Genomic DNA, 17,386 nt, shown 5'->3' with positions numbered 1-17,386 from the left:
AGTGAGTCATAGACTCTAGGTTCCGATTAGAGGATAACTGCTTCCTCTACCACTTCAACAAGACGCCAGCGCTTATCTTTCGACAGCGGACGGGTTTCCATGATTTTCACGATGTCGCCAACCTTTGCAGTGTTGTTTTCATCGTGCGCTTTGAACTTAGTCGTTACGAGAACAAGCTTCCCGTAGAGCGGGTGCTTCTTCTGTTCTTCAACAGCGACAACAATCGTCTTATCCATTTTGTCGGATACGACTTTGCCGGTGCGGACTTTGCGGTAGTTACGTTCGCTCATCCTTAGTCCTCCTTTCTAGCGGAGAGATTAGCCGATTCCCAGTTCGCGCTCTCTGAGGATCGTTTTGGCACGTGCGATATCCTTGCGCACTTCACGAATGCGCATCGGGTTGTCGAGCTGACCGGTTGCCAGTTGGAAACGCAGGTTGAACAGCTCGTCTTTCAGGTCGTTGACTTTAGTTTCAATCTCAACGGTGGACAAGTTACGGATGTCTTTAACTTTCATCTGCCTCACCACCCACTTCTTCGCGTTTTACAAACTTGCACTTGATCGGCAGTTTGTGCATTGCGAGACGCATCGCTTCGCGTGCAGTCTCTTCCGGAACGCCAGCAAGTTCGAACATGACGCGACCCGGTTTAACAACCGCTACCCATTTTTCCGGCGAACCTTTACCAGCACCCATACGGGTTTCAGCCGGCTTAGCAGTAACAGGCTTGCTCGGGAAGATCTTGATCCATACTTTACCGCCACGTTTGATGTAACGGGTCATCGCGATACGGGCAGCCTCGATTTGACGGTTGGTGATCCAAGCCGGTTCGAGAGCTTGCAGACCGTATTCACCAAATGCTACAGACTCGCCGCCTTTGGTGCGACCAGCCATGCGGCCGCGATGCTCTTTACGATGCTTGACGCGCTTTGGCAACAACATGTCTTACTTACCCCCTTCTTCGGCAGCTACTTTCTTTGCGCCGCGGGTAGGCAGTACTTCGCCACGGTAGATCCACACTTTTACGCCGATACGGCCGTAAGTGGTGTGAGCTTCGTAGTGAGCGTAGTCGATGTCAGCGCGCAGAGTGTGCAGCGGAACCGTACCTTCGGAGTAACCTTCGGTACGCGCGATCTCAGCGCCGCCAAGACGACCGGATACTTGTACTTTGATACCCTTAGCGCCAGTGCGCATAGTGCGCTGGATCGATTGTTTCATTGCACGGCGGAACGCGATACGGCGTTCGAGCTGTTGTGCGATGTTTACAGCAACCAGGTGAGCATTCATGTCCGGATGCTTGATCTCAGCGATGTTGATGTGTACACGCTTGCCTGTCATGGTGGACAGTGCGGTGCGCAGGTTATCAACCTCAGCGCCGCCCTTACCGATAACCATACCCGGCTTCGCAGTGTGAATGGTTACGTTGATACGGTTTGCAGCCCGTTCGATTTCTACCGTAGCAACAGATGCATCTTTCAGGCGGTTCTCGATATACTCACGAACTTTGATATCTTCGTGAAGCAGTTCGGTGTATTCCTTCTTGTTAGCGAACCATTTCGACTCCCAGTCGCGAATGATACCAACGCGAAGGCCTACGGGGTTAACCTTTTGTCCCATCCGTTATCCCTCCTTCTTGACTACTTTTCACCGAGTACCACGGTGATGTGGCTGGTGCGCTTGTGAATACGGAATGCACGGCCTTGTGCGCGCGGACGGAAGCGCTTCAGGGTCGGTCCTTGATCCACGAATACTTCTTTAACATAGAGGCTGTCCAGGTCCAGGCTGTAGTTGTGGTCTGCATTCGCCAGAGCGGAGTTCAGAACCTTTTCAACAACCGGAGATGCAGCTTTCGGAGTGTGCTTGAGGATCGCGATCGCTTCCGAAGCTTTCTTGCCGCGGATCAAGTCCACAACCAGGCGGACTTTGCGCGGTGCGATACGCACGGTACGAGCGACTGCCTTCGCAGTTTGCATTGTATTACCTCCTCTCTACCGATCATAAAATATTAGCGGCGAGATGTTTTCTCGTCAGCACCGTGTCCTTTGTAGGAACGAGTCGGTGCGAATTCACCAAGCTTGTGACCGACCATATCTTCCGTTACGTACACCGGAACGTGCTTGCGGCCATCATATACCGCGAAGGTGTGTCCGATGAAATCCGGGAAGATGGTGGAACGGCGAGACCAGGTTTTGATAACCTTCTTATCGCCGGCAGCGTTCATCTCTTCAACTTTCTTCATGAGATGATCGTCTACAAACGGTCCTTTCTTAAGAGAGCGACTCATGTTAGTACCTCCCTTCGTTAGGCAGTTAAATTACTTCTTCTTGCGCGAACGAACAATATATTTGTTAGATTGCTTGTTCTTCTTGCGCGTCTTCTTGCCGAGGGTCGGTTTGCCCCACGGGGACATCGGAGACTTGCGGCCGATCGGAGCGCGGCCTTCACCACCACCGTGCGGGTGATCGTTCGGGTTCATAACAACACCGCGGACAGTCGGACGAATGTTCTTGTGTCGGTTGCGGCCTGCTTTACCGATGTTCACCAGCTCGTGGTCGAGGTTGCCGACTTGGCCGATGGTAGCTTTGCACTCGGAACGGATCAGGCGAACTTCGCCGGATGCCAGACGTACGTGGCAGTAGTCGCCTTCTTTTGCGAGCAATTGAGCTTCAGCGCCTGCAGCGCGAGCGATTTGGCCGCCCTTGCCAGCTTTCAGCTCGATGTTGTGGATCACGGTACCTACCGGGATGTTAGCCAGCGGCAGTGCGTTGCCGACTTTGATGTCGACATCAGTGCCGGACTGGATCATATCGCCGACTTTCAGGCCAACCGGAGCGATGATGTAACGCTTCTCGCCGTCAACGTAGTTGATCAGAGCGATGAAAGAGGTACGGTTCGGATCGTATTCGATCGTAGCAACGCGGCCCGGAATGCCATCCTTGTTGCGCTTGAAGTCGATGATGCGGTATTGACGCTTCGCGCCGCCGCCCTGGTGACGTACAGTGGTTCTCCCTGTGTTGTTGCGGCCACCCTTGTTGTGCAGCGGCAGCAGAAGGGATTTTTCGGGTTTGTCGGTCGTCAGCTCTTCATAGGTCAGAACTGTCATGAAACGACGACCCGGAGAGGTCGGTTTGTACTTCTTGATACCCATAGGAAGTCCCTCCTTCTTAGTGGTTACGCACCTTCGAAGAAGTTAAGCGGTTTCGAGTCCGCGGTCAAGGTAACAATCGCCTTTTTCCACTCGGACGTGCGGCCAACATGGCGGCCTACGCGCTTTTTCTTGGACGGAACGCGCAAAGTGTTAACCTTGTCGATGGTTACGCCGAAGATTTCTTCGAGAGCTGCTTTGATTTCAGTCTTGTTCGCTTTCAGGTCTACTTCGAAAACGAACTTGTTTTCTTCCATCAGGTCAGTGGTGCGCTCGGTGATCACCGGACGCTTGATGATGTCGCGTGCGTTCTTCATTATGCGAACACCTCCTCGACTTTAGCCACTGCGTCTTTAGTAATGACGAGTGCATCGTGATGGAGAAGATCCAGTACGTTGATACCGGTAGCATCGACGAATTTCACGCCCGGAATGTTACGTGCAGAGAGAGCGATGTTTGCATCCTTCTCGCTTGCAACGATCAGAGCTTTGCCGAGCTTCAGGTTGTTCAGGAGCTTCACCATGTCCTTCGTCTTCGGAGCATCAATGGTCAATGCATCGAGTACGAAGATTTCGTTCGCGTTTACTTTCGTAGCGAGCGCGGATTTCAGCGCCAGACGACGAACTTTCTTCGGGAGCTTGTAAGCGTAGGAACGCGGGGTCGGACCAAATACGGTACCACCGCCTACCCATTGCGGGGAGCGGATGGAACCTTGGCGCGCACGACCGGTACCCTTTTGACGCCACGGCTTACGGCCGCCGCCGCGAACTTCGGAACGGTTCTTTACATCGTGAGTACCACGGCGCAGAGATGCTTGTTGCATGACAACTGCTTCGTGCAGCACGTGTTGGTTCGGGGTGATACCGAACACGGTTTCGGAGAGTTCGATCTCTCCAACTTGGGAGCCACTCATGTTATATACAGGCACTTTCGGCATGTAGGGTCTCCTCCTTTCCTAAGAAATGATTTATTTACCCGCCTTAACAGCCGACTTGACTGTTACGAAGGAGTTTTTCGGACCCGGAATAGAACCTTTAACGAGCAGCAGGTTGCGCTCGGTGTCAATCTTGATGACTTCGAGGTTCTGAACGGTAATACGCTCGCCACCCATACGACCCGGGAGGGTTTGTCCTTTAAATACGCGGCCCGGGTTGATGGAGCCGAGGGAACCAGGGCGACGATGGTAACGGGAACCGTGAGCCATCGGACCGCGGGATTGGTTGTGGCGCTTGATCGCACCAGCGAAACCTTTACCCTTCGATACACCAACAACGTCGACAATTTCACCAGCTGCAAATACGTCAGCATTCAAGACTTGACCTACTTCGTATGCTGCCAGATCAACTCCGCGCATTTCACGAACGTAGCGCTTGGGGGTGGTGTTTGCCTTTGCTGCATGGCCTTGCGCCGGCTTGTTCACGTTCTTCTTGTCAGCAAAGCCGAGCTGGATCGCTTCGTAGCCATCGTTTGCAAGGTCTTTCTTTTGAAGAACTACGTTCGGACCTGCTTCGATAACAGTTACCGGAACGACGTTACCTTCTTCAGTAAACACCTGAGTCATACCGAGTTTACGTCCCAAGATACCTTTCATGTTGACACCTCCTCAAATTAGAAATTGGGTTTAGAGCTTGATCTCAATATCAACGCCAGACGGCAGATCAAGTCGCATCAGAGCATCAACAGTTTGCGGCGTCGGATTAACGATGTCAATCAGACGTTTATGCGTACGCATTTCAAACTGCTCACGCGCATCCTTGTATTTATGCGGTGCACGCAGGATCGTGAAGATCGACTTCTCAGTCGGAAGCGGAATCGGACCCGATACGGACGCACCGGAACGCTTAGCCGTTTCAACAATCTTCTCAGCAGAAGTGTCGAGAATTTTGTGATCGTAAGCCTTCAAACGGATACGGATTTTCTGTTTCGCCATATGTGTTCCCTCCTTTTCGCCCATTTGTAGTGGACATACTCCGCGAAAATTTACCTGATCCGTGCCGCATATGGCAAAAATCAATCGGCACCTCAGCAACCTTTCGCATCATCGCAGTCAAGACCAACAATTTAAAAGTATACTACTTCGACTCTTAAAAGACAAGCTATTTGTCGATGTGTCTCGCAAAATTATTCATCCTCTTTTTGGAGGGTCCTGATTTTATGGAACACACGAGCGTGTTGTCTTCGTTTCAGTAGGACACTTCTCCTATTTTAGAGGATGATGCGTGAAATGTCAAAGCCTATCGCTATGGAAAATGATGAAAATAGAAAAATCGTTGCGAAAACAAAAAAAGAGGACGAATCTCGAAAGATTCGTCCTCTTCGCCCGAAGGGTAATTACTTGATGATGGAAGCAACTACGCCTGCGCCAACAGTACGGCCGCCTTCGCGGATTGCGAAGCGGGTACCATCTTCGAGAGCGATCGGGGAGATCAGCTCAACGATAACGGAGATGTTGTCGCCCGGCATTACCATTTCGGTGCCTTCCGGCAGCTGAACGATACCAGTTACGTCGGTAGTACGAACGTAGAACTGCGGACGGTAGCCTTGGAAGAACGGGGTGTGACGGCCGCCCTCTTCTTTGGTCAGAACGTAAAGTTCTGCGTTGAAGGTGGTGTGCGGCTTGATGGAGCCCGGCTTGCAGATAACTTGGCCGCGCTCGATGTTGCTGCGGTCAACACCGCGCAGCAGTGCGCCGATGTTGTCACCAGCGTGTGCGAAGTCGAGCAGCTTGCGGAACATTTCGATACCGGTAGCAACGGTGGACTTGGTTTCTTCAACCAGACCAACGATTTCTACGTTGTCGCCAACTTTGAGCTCACCGCGCTCAACGCGGCCGGTAGCAACGGTACCACGGCCAGTGATGGTGAACACGTCCTCGACCGGCATCAGGAACGGCTTGTCGGTTTCACGAGTCGGTTCCGGGATGTAGGAGTCAACAGCAGCCATCAGCTCGTCGATGCGGCCTTCCCAAGCAGCGTCGCCTTCCAGAGCTTTCAGAGCGGAGCCTTTGATTACCGGGATGTCGTCGCCCGGGAATTCGTACTCGGAGAGCAGGTCACGGATTTCCATTTCAACCAGCTCGAGGAGTTCTTCATCGTCAACCATGTCGCATTTGTTCATGAAGACAACGATGTACGGAACGCCTACTTGGCGGGACAGCAGGATGTGTTCACGAGTTTGCGGCATCGGGCCGTCAGCTGCGGAAACAACCAGGATCGCGCCGTCCATTTGTGCTGCGCCGGTGATCATGTTCTTAACATAGTCGGCATGTCCCGGGCAGTCTACGTGTGCGTAGTGACGGTTTTCGGTTTCGTACTCAACGTGAGCGGTGTTGATGGTGATACCGCGCTCGCGCTCTTCCGGAGCTTTGTCGATTGCGTCGTACGCCATTGCTTGCGCGCCGCCCTTTTTCGCCAGGTAGGTGGTGATTGCTGCAGTCAGAGTGGTTTTACCGTGGTCGACGTGACCGATAGTACCAATGTTAACGTGCGGCTTGTTACGCTCAAATTTAGCTTTTCCCACTTTGGTCAACTCCTCTTATTCGTGTATAAATTACTCGCCTTTGTTTTTGGCGATGATTTCTTGCGTGATGGATTTCGGGGTTTCTTCGAAGGCAAAGAACTCCATCGCATACTGGCCACGGCCTTGGGTACGGGAACGCAGGGTAGTTGCGTAACCGAACATTTCGGAAAGCGGAACGTAAGCGCGGATGACTTGTGCACCTGCACGGGTTTCCATACCTTCGATACGGCCGCGACGAGAGTTGACGTCGCCCATGATATCGCCCATGTATTCTTCCGGAACGATAACTTCAACCTTCATGATCGGCTCAAGAATGACCGGGCCTGCTTTCACAGCGCCGGCTTTCAGTGCCATGGAGCCTGCGATCTTAAACGCCATCTCGGAGGAGTCGACGTCATGGTAAGAACCATCGATGATCGTAGCTTTCATGTCGATGAGCGGGTAACCAGCAAGGATACCGTTGCTCATAGCTTCTTGAATACCGTTATCGACAGCCGGGACGTATTCGCGCGGAACAACGCCGCCGACGATCTTGTTTTCGAATTGGTAGCCAGCGCCGCGCTCAAGCGGTTCCAGCTCGAGCCATACGTGACCGTATTGACCTTTACCACCGGACTGACGTACGAATTTACCTTCGATCTTCACTTTGGAAGAGATGGTTTCTTTGTACGCAACCTGCGGCTTACCAACGTTGGTTTCAACTTTGAATTCGCGCAGGAGACGGTCTACGATGATTTCAAGGTGCAGCTCGCCCATACCGGAGATGATCGTTTGACCGGTCTCTTGGTCGGTGTAGGTTTTGAAGGTCGGGTCTTCCTCTGCGAGCTTGGACAGAGCGATACCAAGTTTATCTTGGTCTGCTTTGGACTTCGGCTCGAGGGAGAGGGAGATAACCGGCTCCGGGAATTCCATGGACTCGAGGATAACAACGCTCTTCTCGTCGCACAGAGTGTCACCGGTGGTGGTGTCTTTCAAACCAACTGCTGCAGCGATGTCGCCCGAGTAAACGGTCGAGATCTCTTCACGGTGGTTGGCATGCATCTGCAGGATACGGCCGATACGTTCACGCTTGCCTTTGGTGGAGTTCAGGACATAGGAGCCCGAGGTCAGAACACCAGAGTAAACGCGGAAGAACGCCAGCTTACCTACAAACGGGTCAGTCATGATCTTGAACGCCAGAGCCGCGAACGGCTCAGTGTCGGAGGACGGACGCTCAGTCTCTTCACCGTCTTCGGTAACGCCTTTGATCGCCGGAACGTCGGTCGGAGCCGGCATGTAATCAACAACAGCGTCCAGCATTTGCTGAACACCCTTGTTCTTGTACGAGGAACCGCACAGAACCGGGATGATCTGAACGTTGATTACGCCTTTGCGCAGAGCAGCTTTGATTTCCTCGGTGGTGATTTCTTCGCCTTCGAGGTATTTCATCATCAGCTCTTCGTCAAGTTCTGCAACAGCTTCCACGAGGGATGCGCGCAGCTCTTCAGCGCGGTCTTTGAGGTCAGCCGGGATTTCAGCCTGCTCAGAGGTCTTGCCAAGGTCGTCGGTGTAGATGACCGCTTTCATGGTGACCAGGTCAACCATGCCTTGGAAGGTGTCTTCTGCGCCGATCGGCAAATGCAGCGGCACAGCGTTCGCCTTGAGGCGATCGCGCATCATGTCGATGCAACGGAAGAAGTCAGCACCGATGATGTCCATCTTGTTGACGTATGCGATACGCGGAACGGAGTACTTGTCCGCTTGGCGCCATACGGTCTCGGACTGCGGTTCAACGCCGCCCTTCGCGCAGAATACGCCTACCGAACCATCGAGGACGCGCAGGGAACGCTCAACTTCAACAGTGAAGTCCACGTGACCTGGTGTGTCGATAATGTTGATGCGGTGGTTGTTCCATTCTGCAGTGGTTGCAGCGGATGTGATCGTGATACCACGCTCTTGCTCCTGGACCATCCAGTCCATCGTCGCTGCACCTTCGTGCACTTCACCGATCTTATGCACGCGGCCGGTGTAGAACAGGACGCGCTCGGTGGTAGTGGTTTTACCAGCGTCGATGTGAGCCATGATACCGATGTTTCTTGTTCTCTCAAGAGGGAACTTACGGGACATATGGCACATCCTCCTTTCTCAAATAAGTATACAGGTGATCGGACAGATCCCAAAGAGAACCTATCCGAACACGTAATTTATAAATCCTACCAGCGGTAGTGAGCAAACGCTTTGTTCGCTTCAGCCATCTTGTGCATGTCTTCACGACGCTTCACGGAACCGCCAGTGTTGTTGGCAGCATCCATGAGTTCGTTAGCCAGCTTGTCCACGATGGTTTTTTCGTTGCGCTTGCGGGAGTAATCGACGAGCCAACGGATCGCGAGGGTTACTCGGCGCTCCGGACGGACTTCGATCGGAACTTGGTAGTTCGCGCCCCCTACACGGCGAGCTTTAACTTCGAGTACGGGCATGATGTTCTTCATTGCCGTTTCGAACACTTCCAACGGATCGTTGCCAGTCTTCTCACGGATTTTGTCGAACGCTTCGTAAACTGCGCCTTGCGCAGTGGACTTCTTGCCATCGTACATCAATTTGTTAGCCAGACGAGTTACCAGCTTGGATCCGTAAACCGGATCCGGCAGCACGTCACGGCGCGGTACTGGACCTTTACGCGGCATGCAATTCGCCTCCTTTCGGTGTTTCTGCACTACTTGCAGTCATTACTTCTTCGCTTTCGGACGCTTCGCGCCGTACTTGGAACGAGCTTGCATGCGGTCTTTCACGCCTGCAGTGTCCAGTGCGCCGCGAACGATGTGGTAACGAACACCCGGAAGGTCTTTTACACGGCCGCCACGAACGAGAACCACGCTGTGTTCTTGCAAGTTGTGACCGATACCCGGGATGTACGCGGTTACCTCGATACCGTTGGTCAAACGAACACGCGCATACTTACGCAGTGCGGAGTTCGGTTTCTTCGGGGTCATGGTACCTACGCGAGTGCAAACCCCACGCTTTTGCGGGGACGGCAGATCGGTTTGCTCCTTTACGAAGCTGTTGTAGCCTTTCTGCAGCGCCGGTGCAGTCGATTTCTTCTCGACGGACTTACGGCCTTTGCGTACCAATTGGTTAATTGTCGGCATTGTTGCTGCACCTCCTTCCAAAGTTTCAAGTCCACAGAGCCCGGTGGCTCATGGTTAGGCAAATGAAAAAGGTAAGTGGCGAACTAACTTAGATCAGCCAGCCAAAATACCTAATGACAAGCGATGTGCGACACAGTCACCAGCAACATGACTGCTTGTCTTAAACGATGACCTCAGGCACACTACGAGATTGTATCACCTAGTTTGCAGGAAGTCAACACTTCCGGACGGCTCGCAAAATTATTTTTATCTCCATGGCAGAAAGCCAGCGGGAAGGCGCCCGCCGTAAGGGAGCGCCTTCCTGTGGCCTGCATGTTTATTCAACAGCCGTTTCGACCGTTTCCAGCTCGGAACCTTCGATCTCGTCGTGGGATCCGCCCTCGGTGGACAGAGTTTCCTCATCCGTCTCGGTGCCGTCTTCGATCTTAATGTTGCGGTAACGGGACATCCCGGTGCCGGCCGGAACCAGCTTACCGATGATGACGTTCTCTTTGAGGCCGAGCAGACGGTCCACTTTCCCCTTGATCGCAGCTTCGGTCAGGACACGGGTAGTCTCCTGGAAGGACGCTGCAGAGAGGAAGGAGTCGGTCTCCAGCGATGCTTTGGTAATACCAAGCAACGCAGGGCGCGCGACAGCCGGATCGCCCTTGCCGGTGATCAGCACAGGCATGTTCGCCTTCTCAAACTCGTAGATGTCGACATAGGTGCCCGGCAACAGGGTGGTGTCGCCTGCGTCGATGATGCGGACTTTGCGCAGCATCTGGCGGACCATAACCTCAACGTGCTTGTCGTTGATCTCAACGCCCTGCAGACGGTATACGCGCTGCACTTCGCGCAGCAGGTACATCTGCACGCCGTGGATGCCTTTTACCTTCAGCATGTCTTTCGGGTCAATGGAACCCTCGGTCAGCTCGTCGCCCGCCTCGATCACCTTGCCTACGGCCACGCGGATGCGGGAGCCGTACGGAACCGGATACACCTTGACTTCAGCATTGCCGGAAACTTCGATCTCGCGCTTGTCTTTGACTTCGCGGATGTCAGATACGGTGCCGTCGATCTCGGTGATGATCGCTTGGCCTTTCGGGTTACGTGCTTCGAACAATTCCTGGATACGCGGCAAACCTTGGGTGATGTCATCACCCGCAACGCCCCCGGTATGGAACGTACGCATGGTCAGCTGGGTACCCGGTTCACCGATCGACTGTGCGGCGATGATGCCGACCGCCTCGCCGATCTCCACCATGTTGCCGGTCGCCAGGTTGCGGCCGTAGCAGTTGATGCAGACGCCGTGCTGGGTGCGGCAAGCGGTGACAGAGCGGATGTAGACGCGTTCGATGTTCGCGCCGATGATGGTGCGGCCCATCTCTTCGTCGATCTGTTCGTTCACGTCGACGATCACTTCGCCCGTCTCAGGATGAACGACTTGCTGGAAGGTAATGCGGCCGACGATGCGGTCAAACAATTCCTCGATGACTTCCTTGCCGTCGCGGATCTCTTCGGCCCAAACGCCTTTGTCGGTGCCGCAGTCTTGCTGGCGGACGATGACGTCTTGCGCGACGTCGACGAGGCGGCGGGTGAGGTAACCGGAGTCGGCGGTACGGAGCGCGGTATCCGCAAGACCTTTACGGGCACCGTGCGTCGAGATGAAGTACTCGAGTACGGTGAGGCCTTCACGGAAGTTCGACTTGATCGGCAACTCGATGATCCGGCCGGACGGGTTCGCCATCAGACCGCGCATCCCTGCGAGCTGGGTGATCTGCGATACGTTACCGCGCGCACCGGAGTGCGCCATCATGTAAATCGGGTTGTAGCGGTCCAAGGAGCCCATCAGCACGGACGTGATCTCGTCTTTTGCTTTCGACCAGACGGAGATGACGCGGTCATAGCGCTCGTCGTCGGTGATCAGACCGCGGCGGAACTGCTTGGTGACCGACGCGACTTTCTCTTCCGCTTGCGTGATGATGTCATACTTCGCCTTCGGAACGATGATGTCCGCAACGGAGATGGTGATCCCGGCTCTGGTCGAGTATTTAAACGCCATCGCTTTGATCTTGTCGAGCGTCTCCGAAGTGATCGTCGTGCCGTAACGGCGGAAACATTCCGCGATGATCTGCCCGATGTAGCCTTTGACGACAGCCGACTGCGGTTCCACAGCAGCAGCTGCTGCGCGGAAGTCGGACGACTTGTCATAGATGAAGAACATATCAGGTGTCCCTTTGAGCAGGTTTTCCTGCTTCGCGGAGTTGATGAACGGGAAGTCAGCCGGGAAAATCTCGTTGAAGATGATCTTGCCCGGAGTGGTGATCAGGTACGCATTTTGCTGCTGTTCGGTAAAGGAGGTCTTGCCGAGCACTTTCGCCGGAATGATGATCCGCGTGTGCAGCGAGACTTGACCCATATCGTAAGCGAGCAGCGCTTCTGTCGTCGAGTGGAACACACGTCCTTCGCCCGGTTCGCCTACGCGGTCCATGGTCAGGTAGTACGAGCCGAGAACCATGTCCTGCGTCGGAGTGACGACCGGTTTGCCGTCTTTCGGGTTGAGGATGTTGTGTGCTGCCAGCATCAGGAGACGCGCTTCCGCTTGTGCTTCTGCAGACAGCGGAACGTGGACTGCCATCTGGTCGCCGTCAAAGTCGGCGTTATACGCCGTACATACGAGCGGATGGAGCTTGATCGCGCGACCTTCGACCAGCGTCGGTTCGAACGCCTGGATGCCCAGACGGTGCAAGGTTGGTGCGCGGTTGAGGAGCACCGGATGTTCCTTGATGACCTCTTCCAGCACATCCCACACTTCCGCCGAGACGCGCTCCACTTTGCGCTTCGCGCTCTTGATGTTGTGCGCGAGGCCTTTGGCGACGAGTTCCTTCATGACGAACGGCTTGAACAGCTCGAGCGCCATTTCTTTCGGCAGACCGCACTGATACATGCGCAGGTGCGGACCTACTACGATAACGGAACGGCCAGAGTAGTCGACGCGCTTCCCGAGCAGGTTTTGACGGAAGCGGCCTTGCTTCCCTTTCAGCATGTGCGAAAGGGATTTGAGCGGACGGTTGCCCGGGCCCGTTACCGGACGGCCGCGGCGGCCGTTGTCGATCAGCGCGTCTACAGCTTCCTGCAGCATGCGCTTCTCGTTTTGCACGATGATGTCCGGAGCGCCGAGGTCAAGCAGACGCTTGAGACGGTTGTTCCGGTTGATCACGCGGCGGTACAGGTCGTTCAAGTCGGACGTCGCGAAGCGGCCGCCGTCGAGCTGCACCATCGGGCGCAGTTCCGGCGGGATGACCGGGAGCACGTCGAGGATCATCCAAGACGGCGCGTTGGTCGAGGTGCGGAACGCTTCCATGACTTCCAGACGCTTGATCGCACGGTTGCGGCGCTGGCCTTGTGCAGACTTCAGCTCTTCCTTGAGCTGCACGACTTCTTTTTCGACTTCGACTTGGAGCAGCAGCTTTTTGATCGCTTCAGCGCCCATGCCGGCTTCGAAAGCATAGCCGTATTTTTCGCGGTACGAACGGTATTCCTTCTCGGAGAGCAACTGCTTGTATTCAAGCGGCGTGTCGCCTGCGGAGGTTACCACGTAGGATGCGAAGTAGATGACTTCCTCGAGCGAGCGCGGGCTCATGTCCAGCACGAGACCCATGCGGCTCGGGATGCCTTTGAAGTACCAGATATGGGAGACCGGGGCAGCAAGTTCAATGTGCCCCATACGCTCCCGACGGACTTTTGCACGCGTGACTTCTACACCGCAGCGGTCACAAACGACGCCTTTATAGCGAACGCGCTTGTACTTGCCGCAATGACATTCCCAGTCGCGGGTTGGTCCGAAGATTTTTTCGCAGAACAGACCTTCTTTTTCAGGCTTGAGGGTCCGGTAGTTGATCGTCTCAGGTTTCTTGACTTCCCCGTGCGACCACGAGCGGATCTTTTCCGGGGATGCCAACCCGATCTTCATGTACTCAAAGTTGTTGACGTCCAACAAGGGGCCTACCTCCCTTTCCGTTCTTACTCGTCAGCGACTTCTCGAGCGGACAGATTCAGGTTGAGCTTCTCACCCGAATCATCATCTTCGTCGCTTTCACGCATCACGATCTCTTGCTCATCTTCCGAGAGGATCTTCACATCCATACCGAGGGACTGAAGCTCCTTGATCAACACTTTGAACGATTCGGGCACGCCCGGTTCCGGAACGTTTTCCCCTTTGACGATCGCTTCATATGTCTTCACGCGGCCGACCACATCGTCAGACTTGACGGTGAGGATCTCTTGCAGGGTGTATGCAGCGCCGTATGCTTCCAGCGCCCATACCTCCATCTCACCGAAGCGCTGACCGCCGAACTGCGCCTTACCGCCCAGCGGCTGCTGAGTGACGAGGGAGTACGGGCCGGTGGAGCGGGCATGAATCTTGTCATCGACCAAGTGGTGAAGCTTCAGCATGTATACACAGCCGACGGTGACGCGGTTCTCAAACGGTTCGCCGGTGCGGCCGTCGTAGAGCACCTGTTTGCCGTCGCGCGGGAGTCCTGCTTCTTCAAGCGTGTCGAACACGTCCGATTCGCGGGCGCCGTCAAAGACCGGAGTCGCGACGGAGATGCCGAGGTAACGGGCAGCCATCCCCAAGTGGGTCTCGAGGACCTGACCGATGTTCATCCGAGACGGTACGCCCAGCGGGTTCAGTACAACCTGTACCGGCGTGCCGTCCGACAGGAACGGCATGTCTTCTTCTGCCATGATGCGGGCCACGACACCTTTGTTACCGTGGCGGCCTGCCATCTTGTCACCTTCGGAGATCTTCCGCTTTTGCGCGATGTAGACGCGCACCAGCTGGTTGACGCCCGGCGGCAGTTCGTCGCCGTTGTCGCGGGTGAAGACTTTGACGTCGACGATGATGCCGGCGCCGCCGTGCGGAACGCGCAGCGAGGTGTCGCGCACTTCGCGCGCCTTTTCGCCGAAGATCGCGTGCAGCAGTCGTTCTTCCGCAGTCAGTTCGGTCACGCCCTTCGGCGTTACTTTCCCGACCAGGATGTCGCCCGCTTCGATCTCAGCGCCGACGCGGATGATGCCGCGCTCGTCGAGGTTCTTCAGCGCTTCATCGCCGACGTTCGGGATGTCGCGGGTGATCTCTTCCGGCCCGAGCTTGGTGTCGCGGGCTTCCGCTTCGTACTCCTCGATATGCAGCGAGGTGTACACGTCTTCCTTCACCAGCTTCTCAGACAGCAAGATCGCATCCTCGTAGTTGTAACCTTCCCAGGTCATAAACGCGACGATAACGTTCTTGCCAAGCGCGAGTTCACCAGAATCGGTCGCCGGACCGTCCGCGATGATCTGGCCCTTCTTGATCTGCTCGCCAGCTTCCACGATCGGACGCTGGTTGATGCAGGTGCCTTGGTTGGAACGGGTGAATTTAAGGAGTTTATATTTATGCAGGTCGCCATTGACGAGTCTGCCGTCGATCTCTTTCTGCTCGCGGATCCACACTTCGTTGGCTGACACGCGCTCGGCGATGCCGTTATGCTTGGAGACAACGGTCGAACCGGAGTCTTTCGCCGCCTTGTGCTCCATGCCGGTGCCGACGAACGGCGCATGCGGCTTGAGCAAAGGAACGGCCTGACGTTGCATGTTCGATCCCATCAGCGCGCGGTTCGCGTCGTCGTTCTCGAGGAACGGGATACACGCGGTTGCGACCGATACGACCTGCTTCGGCGAAACGTCCATGTAGTCGACGCGCTCCGGAGCGAGCAGCAGCGTCTCCTCTTTGAAGCGGACGATAACCTGATCGTCAACGATCTTGCCCGTTTCATCGAGACCGATGTTCGCCTGCGCAATGACATAGTTGTCCTCTTCGTCAGCAGTCAGATAGTCGATCTGGTCGGTGACTTGGAGGGTCTCCGGATCTACGCGGCGGTACGGCGTTTCGATAAAACCGTACTCGTTGATGCGCGCATAGGTGGAGAGGTAGTTGATCAAACCGATGTTCGGACCTTCCGGGGTCTCGATCGGGCACATCCGGCCGTAGTGAGAGTGATGGACGTCACGAACTTCGAAGCCTGCGCGTTCACGCGTCAAACCGCCCGGACCAAGTGCGGACAGACGGCGCTTGTGCGTGAGTTCTGCCAGCGGGTTGGTCTGATCCATGAACTGGGACAGCTGCGAGGAGCCAAAGAACTCCTTGATCGCGGCGATCACCGGACGAATGTTGATCAACGCTTGCGGCGTGATCGCATTCGCGTCCTGGATCGACATGCGCTCGCGAACGACGCGCTCCATACGGGAAAGACCGATGCGGAACTGGTTGGTGAGCAATTCGCCAACCGAACGCAGACGGCGGTTCCCCAAGTGGTCGATGTCGTCGGTGGAGCCAACGCCATGCAGCAGGTTGATGAAATAGGAGATCGACGCCAGAATGTCAGCCGGCGTTACGTGCTTGACGTTCTTGTCGATGTTTGCGTTGCCGATGACCTTGATCACCTTGCCGTCTTCGCGCGGAGAGAAGATGCGGATCTCTTGCACGTTGATCATCTCTTCCTGCACGACGCCGGAAGTGGACTTGTACTCAACATGGTTGATATCGCCTTCAAGCCACGGGAGGACCTTGTCGAGCAGGCGGCGGTCGAGGACCTGACCTGCTTCTGCGATGATCTCCCCGGTGTTCTGGTCAACAAGGGTCTCTGCGAGACGCTGACCGAGCAAACGGTTCTTAATATGTAACTTCTTGTTGATCTTGTAGCGGCCGACATTTGCCAAGTCGTAGCGCTTCGGATCGAAGAAGCGGGAAATCAGCAAGTTGCGGGCATTATCCAACGTCGGCGGTTCACCCGGACGAAGGCGCTCATAGATTTCAAGCAAGGCCTTCTCAGAGTTCTCCGTGTTGTCCTTGTCCAGCGTGTTGCGCAGATATTCATCTTCGCCCAGCAGGTTCAAGATCTCCGCGTCAGTGGAGAAACCAAGCGCACGCAAAAGCACCGTCACAGGGATTTTCCGTGTCCGGTCGATCCGTACGTAAATGATGTCCTTCGCGTCCGTCTCCAACTCCAGCCAAGCACCGCGGTTCGGGATGACAGTAGCGGTATACGCCTTCTTCCCGTTTTTATCAATCTTGGTATTGAAGTAGACGCTTGGGGAACGAACCAACTGAGAAACGATGACGCGCTCGGCGCCGTTGATGATGAACGTGCCGGTCTCGGTCATCAGCGGGAAATCACCCATAAAGACTTCCTGCTCTTTGACTTCCCCAGTTTCCCGGTTAATAAGACGCACTTTGACACGCAGCGGTGCAGCGTATGTAACGTCGCGCTCCTTCGATTCGTCGACCGAATACTTCGGATCACCCAGGCTGTAGTCTACAAACTCCAGCAAAAGGTTGCCCGTAAAGTCAGAGATCGGCGAGATGTCTTGGAACATTTCCCGCAGTCCCTCATCGAGGAAGTTCTGGTAGGACTTTTGCTGAATCTCGATCAGATTCGGCAGTTCCAATACTTCTTCCAGACGCGCATAAGTTCTACGCTGCCTTTTGCCGTATTGCACGAGTTGTCCCTTCAAATCTGTCACCCCTCATACCTTTGATCCACACACTCGCTCGCACCCAAAAAAATAAAATGCGATA

General features: G+C 55.0%; 17 protein-coding genes. All 17 read right to left on the bottom strand.

What is annotated here, in order from left to right:
- Nucleotides 1-26: 26 nt before the first annotated feature.
- The 17 genes from rpsQ to rpoB all read right to left on the bottom strand — a co-directional run bounded on the left by rpsQ (nt 27) and on the right by rpoB (nt 17,322).
- Nucleotides 27-290 carry a 30S ribosomal protein S17 gene (rpsQ, locus tag CBW65_RS08375; protein ID WP_087456458.1) on the bottom strand — a complete coding sequence of 88 codons (264 nt, stop codon included), beginning with the start codon at nt 288-290 and terminating at the stop codon, nt 27-29.
- Between the two features lie 27 nt (nt 291-317).
- Nucleotides 318-515 (bottom strand): 50S ribosomal protein L29, encoded by a 198-nt coding sequence (rpmC, locus tag CBW65_RS08370; protein ID WP_087456457.1) that lies wholly within the window; start codon nt 513-515, stop codon nt 318-320.
- A complete protein-coding gene (gene rplP / locus CBW65_RS08365; RefSeq protein WP_087456456.1) occupies nt 505-939 on the bottom strand; it encodes a 50S ribosomal protein L16 in 435 nt (144 codons plus the stop codon). The genes rpmC and rplP overlap by 11 nt, the downstream gene beginning before the upstream one ends.
- A 3-nt stretch (nt 940-942) precedes the next feature.
- The gene (gene rpsC, locus CBW65_RS08360) at nt 943-1,614 is read right to left on the bottom strand and encodes a 30S ribosomal protein S3 (RefSeq protein ID WP_087456455.1); all 672 of its coding nucleotides are present in this window, start codon (nt 1,612-1,614) and stop codon (nt 943-945) included.
- A 20-nt stretch (nt 1,615-1,634) separates the two neighbouring features.
- Complete coding sequence (gene rplV / locus CBW65_RS08355) at nt 1,635-1,970, bottom strand: 50S ribosomal protein L22 (protein ID WP_087456454.1); 336 nt, start codon at nt 1,968-1,970, stop codon at nt 1,635-1,637.
- A 32-nt stretch (nt 1,971-2,002) separates the two neighbouring features.
- On the bottom strand, nt 2,003-2,281 hold the full coding sequence (gene rpsS / locus CBW65_RS08350; protein ID WP_087456453.1) for a 30S ribosomal protein S19: 279 nt from the start codon (nt 2,279-2,281) through the stop codon (nt 2,003-2,005).
- Between the two features lie 30 nt (nt 2,282-2,311).
- Entirely contained in the window at nt 2,312-3,145 is an 834-nt protein-coding gene (gene rplB / locus CBW65_RS08345) for a 50S ribosomal protein L2 (protein WP_087456452.1), read from the bottom strand.
- A gap of 23 nt (nt 3,146-3,168) precedes the next feature.
- Nucleotides 3,169-3,459, bottom strand: a complete 291-nt coding sequence (gene rplW / locus CBW65_RS08340) for a 50S ribosomal protein L23 (RefSeq protein WP_087456451.1) — start codon at nt 3,457-3,459, stop codon at nt 3,169-3,171.
- Complete coding sequence (gene rplD / locus CBW65_RS08335) at nt 3,459-4,079, bottom strand: 50S ribosomal protein L4 (protein WP_087456450.1); 621 nt, start codon at nt 4,077-4,079, stop codon at nt 3,459-3,461. Before rplD ends, rplW begins: the two co-directional genes overlap by 1 nt.
- A gap of 30 nt (nt 4,080-4,109) precedes the next feature.
- The gene (gene rplC, locus CBW65_RS08330; protein ID WP_087456449.1) at nt 4,110-4,733 is read right to left on the bottom strand and encodes a 50S ribosomal protein L3; all 624 of its coding nucleotides are present in this window, start codon (nt 4,731-4,733) and stop codon (nt 4,110-4,112) included.
- Nucleotides 4,734-4,763: 30 nt separating this feature from the next.
- Nucleotides 4,764-5,072, bottom strand: a complete 309-nt coding sequence (rpsJ, locus tag CBW65_RS08325) for a 30S ribosomal protein S10 (protein ID WP_087456448.1) — start codon at nt 5,070-5,072, stop codon at nt 4,764-4,766.
- A 401-nt stretch (nt 5,073-5,473) separates the two neighbouring features.
- Nucleotides 5,474-6,661, bottom strand: coding sequence for an elongation factor Tu (gene tuf, locus CBW65_RS08320; protein WP_087456447.1), 1,188 nt, complete (start codon nt 6,659-6,661; stop codon nt 5,474-5,476).
- Nucleotides 6,662-6,691: 30 nt separating this feature from the next.
- Nucleotides 6,692-8,767 carry an elongation factor G gene (gene fusA / locus CBW65_RS08315; protein WP_087456446.1) on the bottom strand — a complete coding sequence of 692 codons (2,076 nt, stop codon included), beginning with the start codon at nt 8,765-8,767 and terminating at the stop codon, nt 6,692-6,694.
- 86 nt (nt 8,768-8,853) lie between these two features.
- On the bottom strand, nt 8,854-9,324 hold the full coding sequence (rpsG, locus tag CBW65_RS08310) for a 30S ribosomal protein S7 (protein ID WP_087456445.1): 471 nt from the start codon (nt 9,322-9,324) through the stop codon (nt 8,854-8,856).
- A gap of 42 nt (nt 9,325-9,366) precedes the next feature.
- Nucleotides 9,367-9,786 (bottom strand): 30S ribosomal protein S12, encoded by a 420-nt coding sequence (gene rpsL, locus CBW65_RS08305; RefSeq protein ID WP_087456444.1) that lies wholly within the window; start codon nt 9,784-9,786, stop codon nt 9,367-9,369.
- Between the two features lie 316 nt (nt 9,787-10,102).
- Nucleotides 10,103-13,765 (bottom strand): DNA-directed RNA polymerase subunit beta', encoded by a 3,663-nt coding sequence (rpoC, locus tag CBW65_RS08300; RefSeq protein WP_087456443.1) that lies wholly within the window; start codon nt 13,763-13,765, stop codon nt 10,103-10,105.
- 23 nt (nt 13,766-13,788) lie between these two features.
- Nucleotides 13,789-17,322 carry a DNA-directed RNA polymerase subunit beta gene (gene rpoB / locus CBW65_RS08295; protein ID WP_087456442.1) on the bottom strand — a complete coding sequence of 1,178 codons (3,534 nt, stop codon included), beginning with the start codon at nt 17,320-17,322 and terminating at the stop codon, nt 13,789-13,791.
- Between the last annotated feature and the right edge of the window lie 64 nt (nt 17,323-17,386).

Origin of the sequence: Tumebacillus avium (genome assembly GCF_002162355.1) — a bacterium.
In the GTDB taxonomy this organism is placed as follows: domain Bacteria; phylum Bacillota; class Bacilli; order Tumebacillales; family Tumebacillaceae; genus Tumebacillus_A; species Tumebacillus_A avium.
The sequence above is the reverse complement of the archived record's forward strand: the minus strand, read 5'-3'. Positions and strand labels throughout refer to the sequence as shown.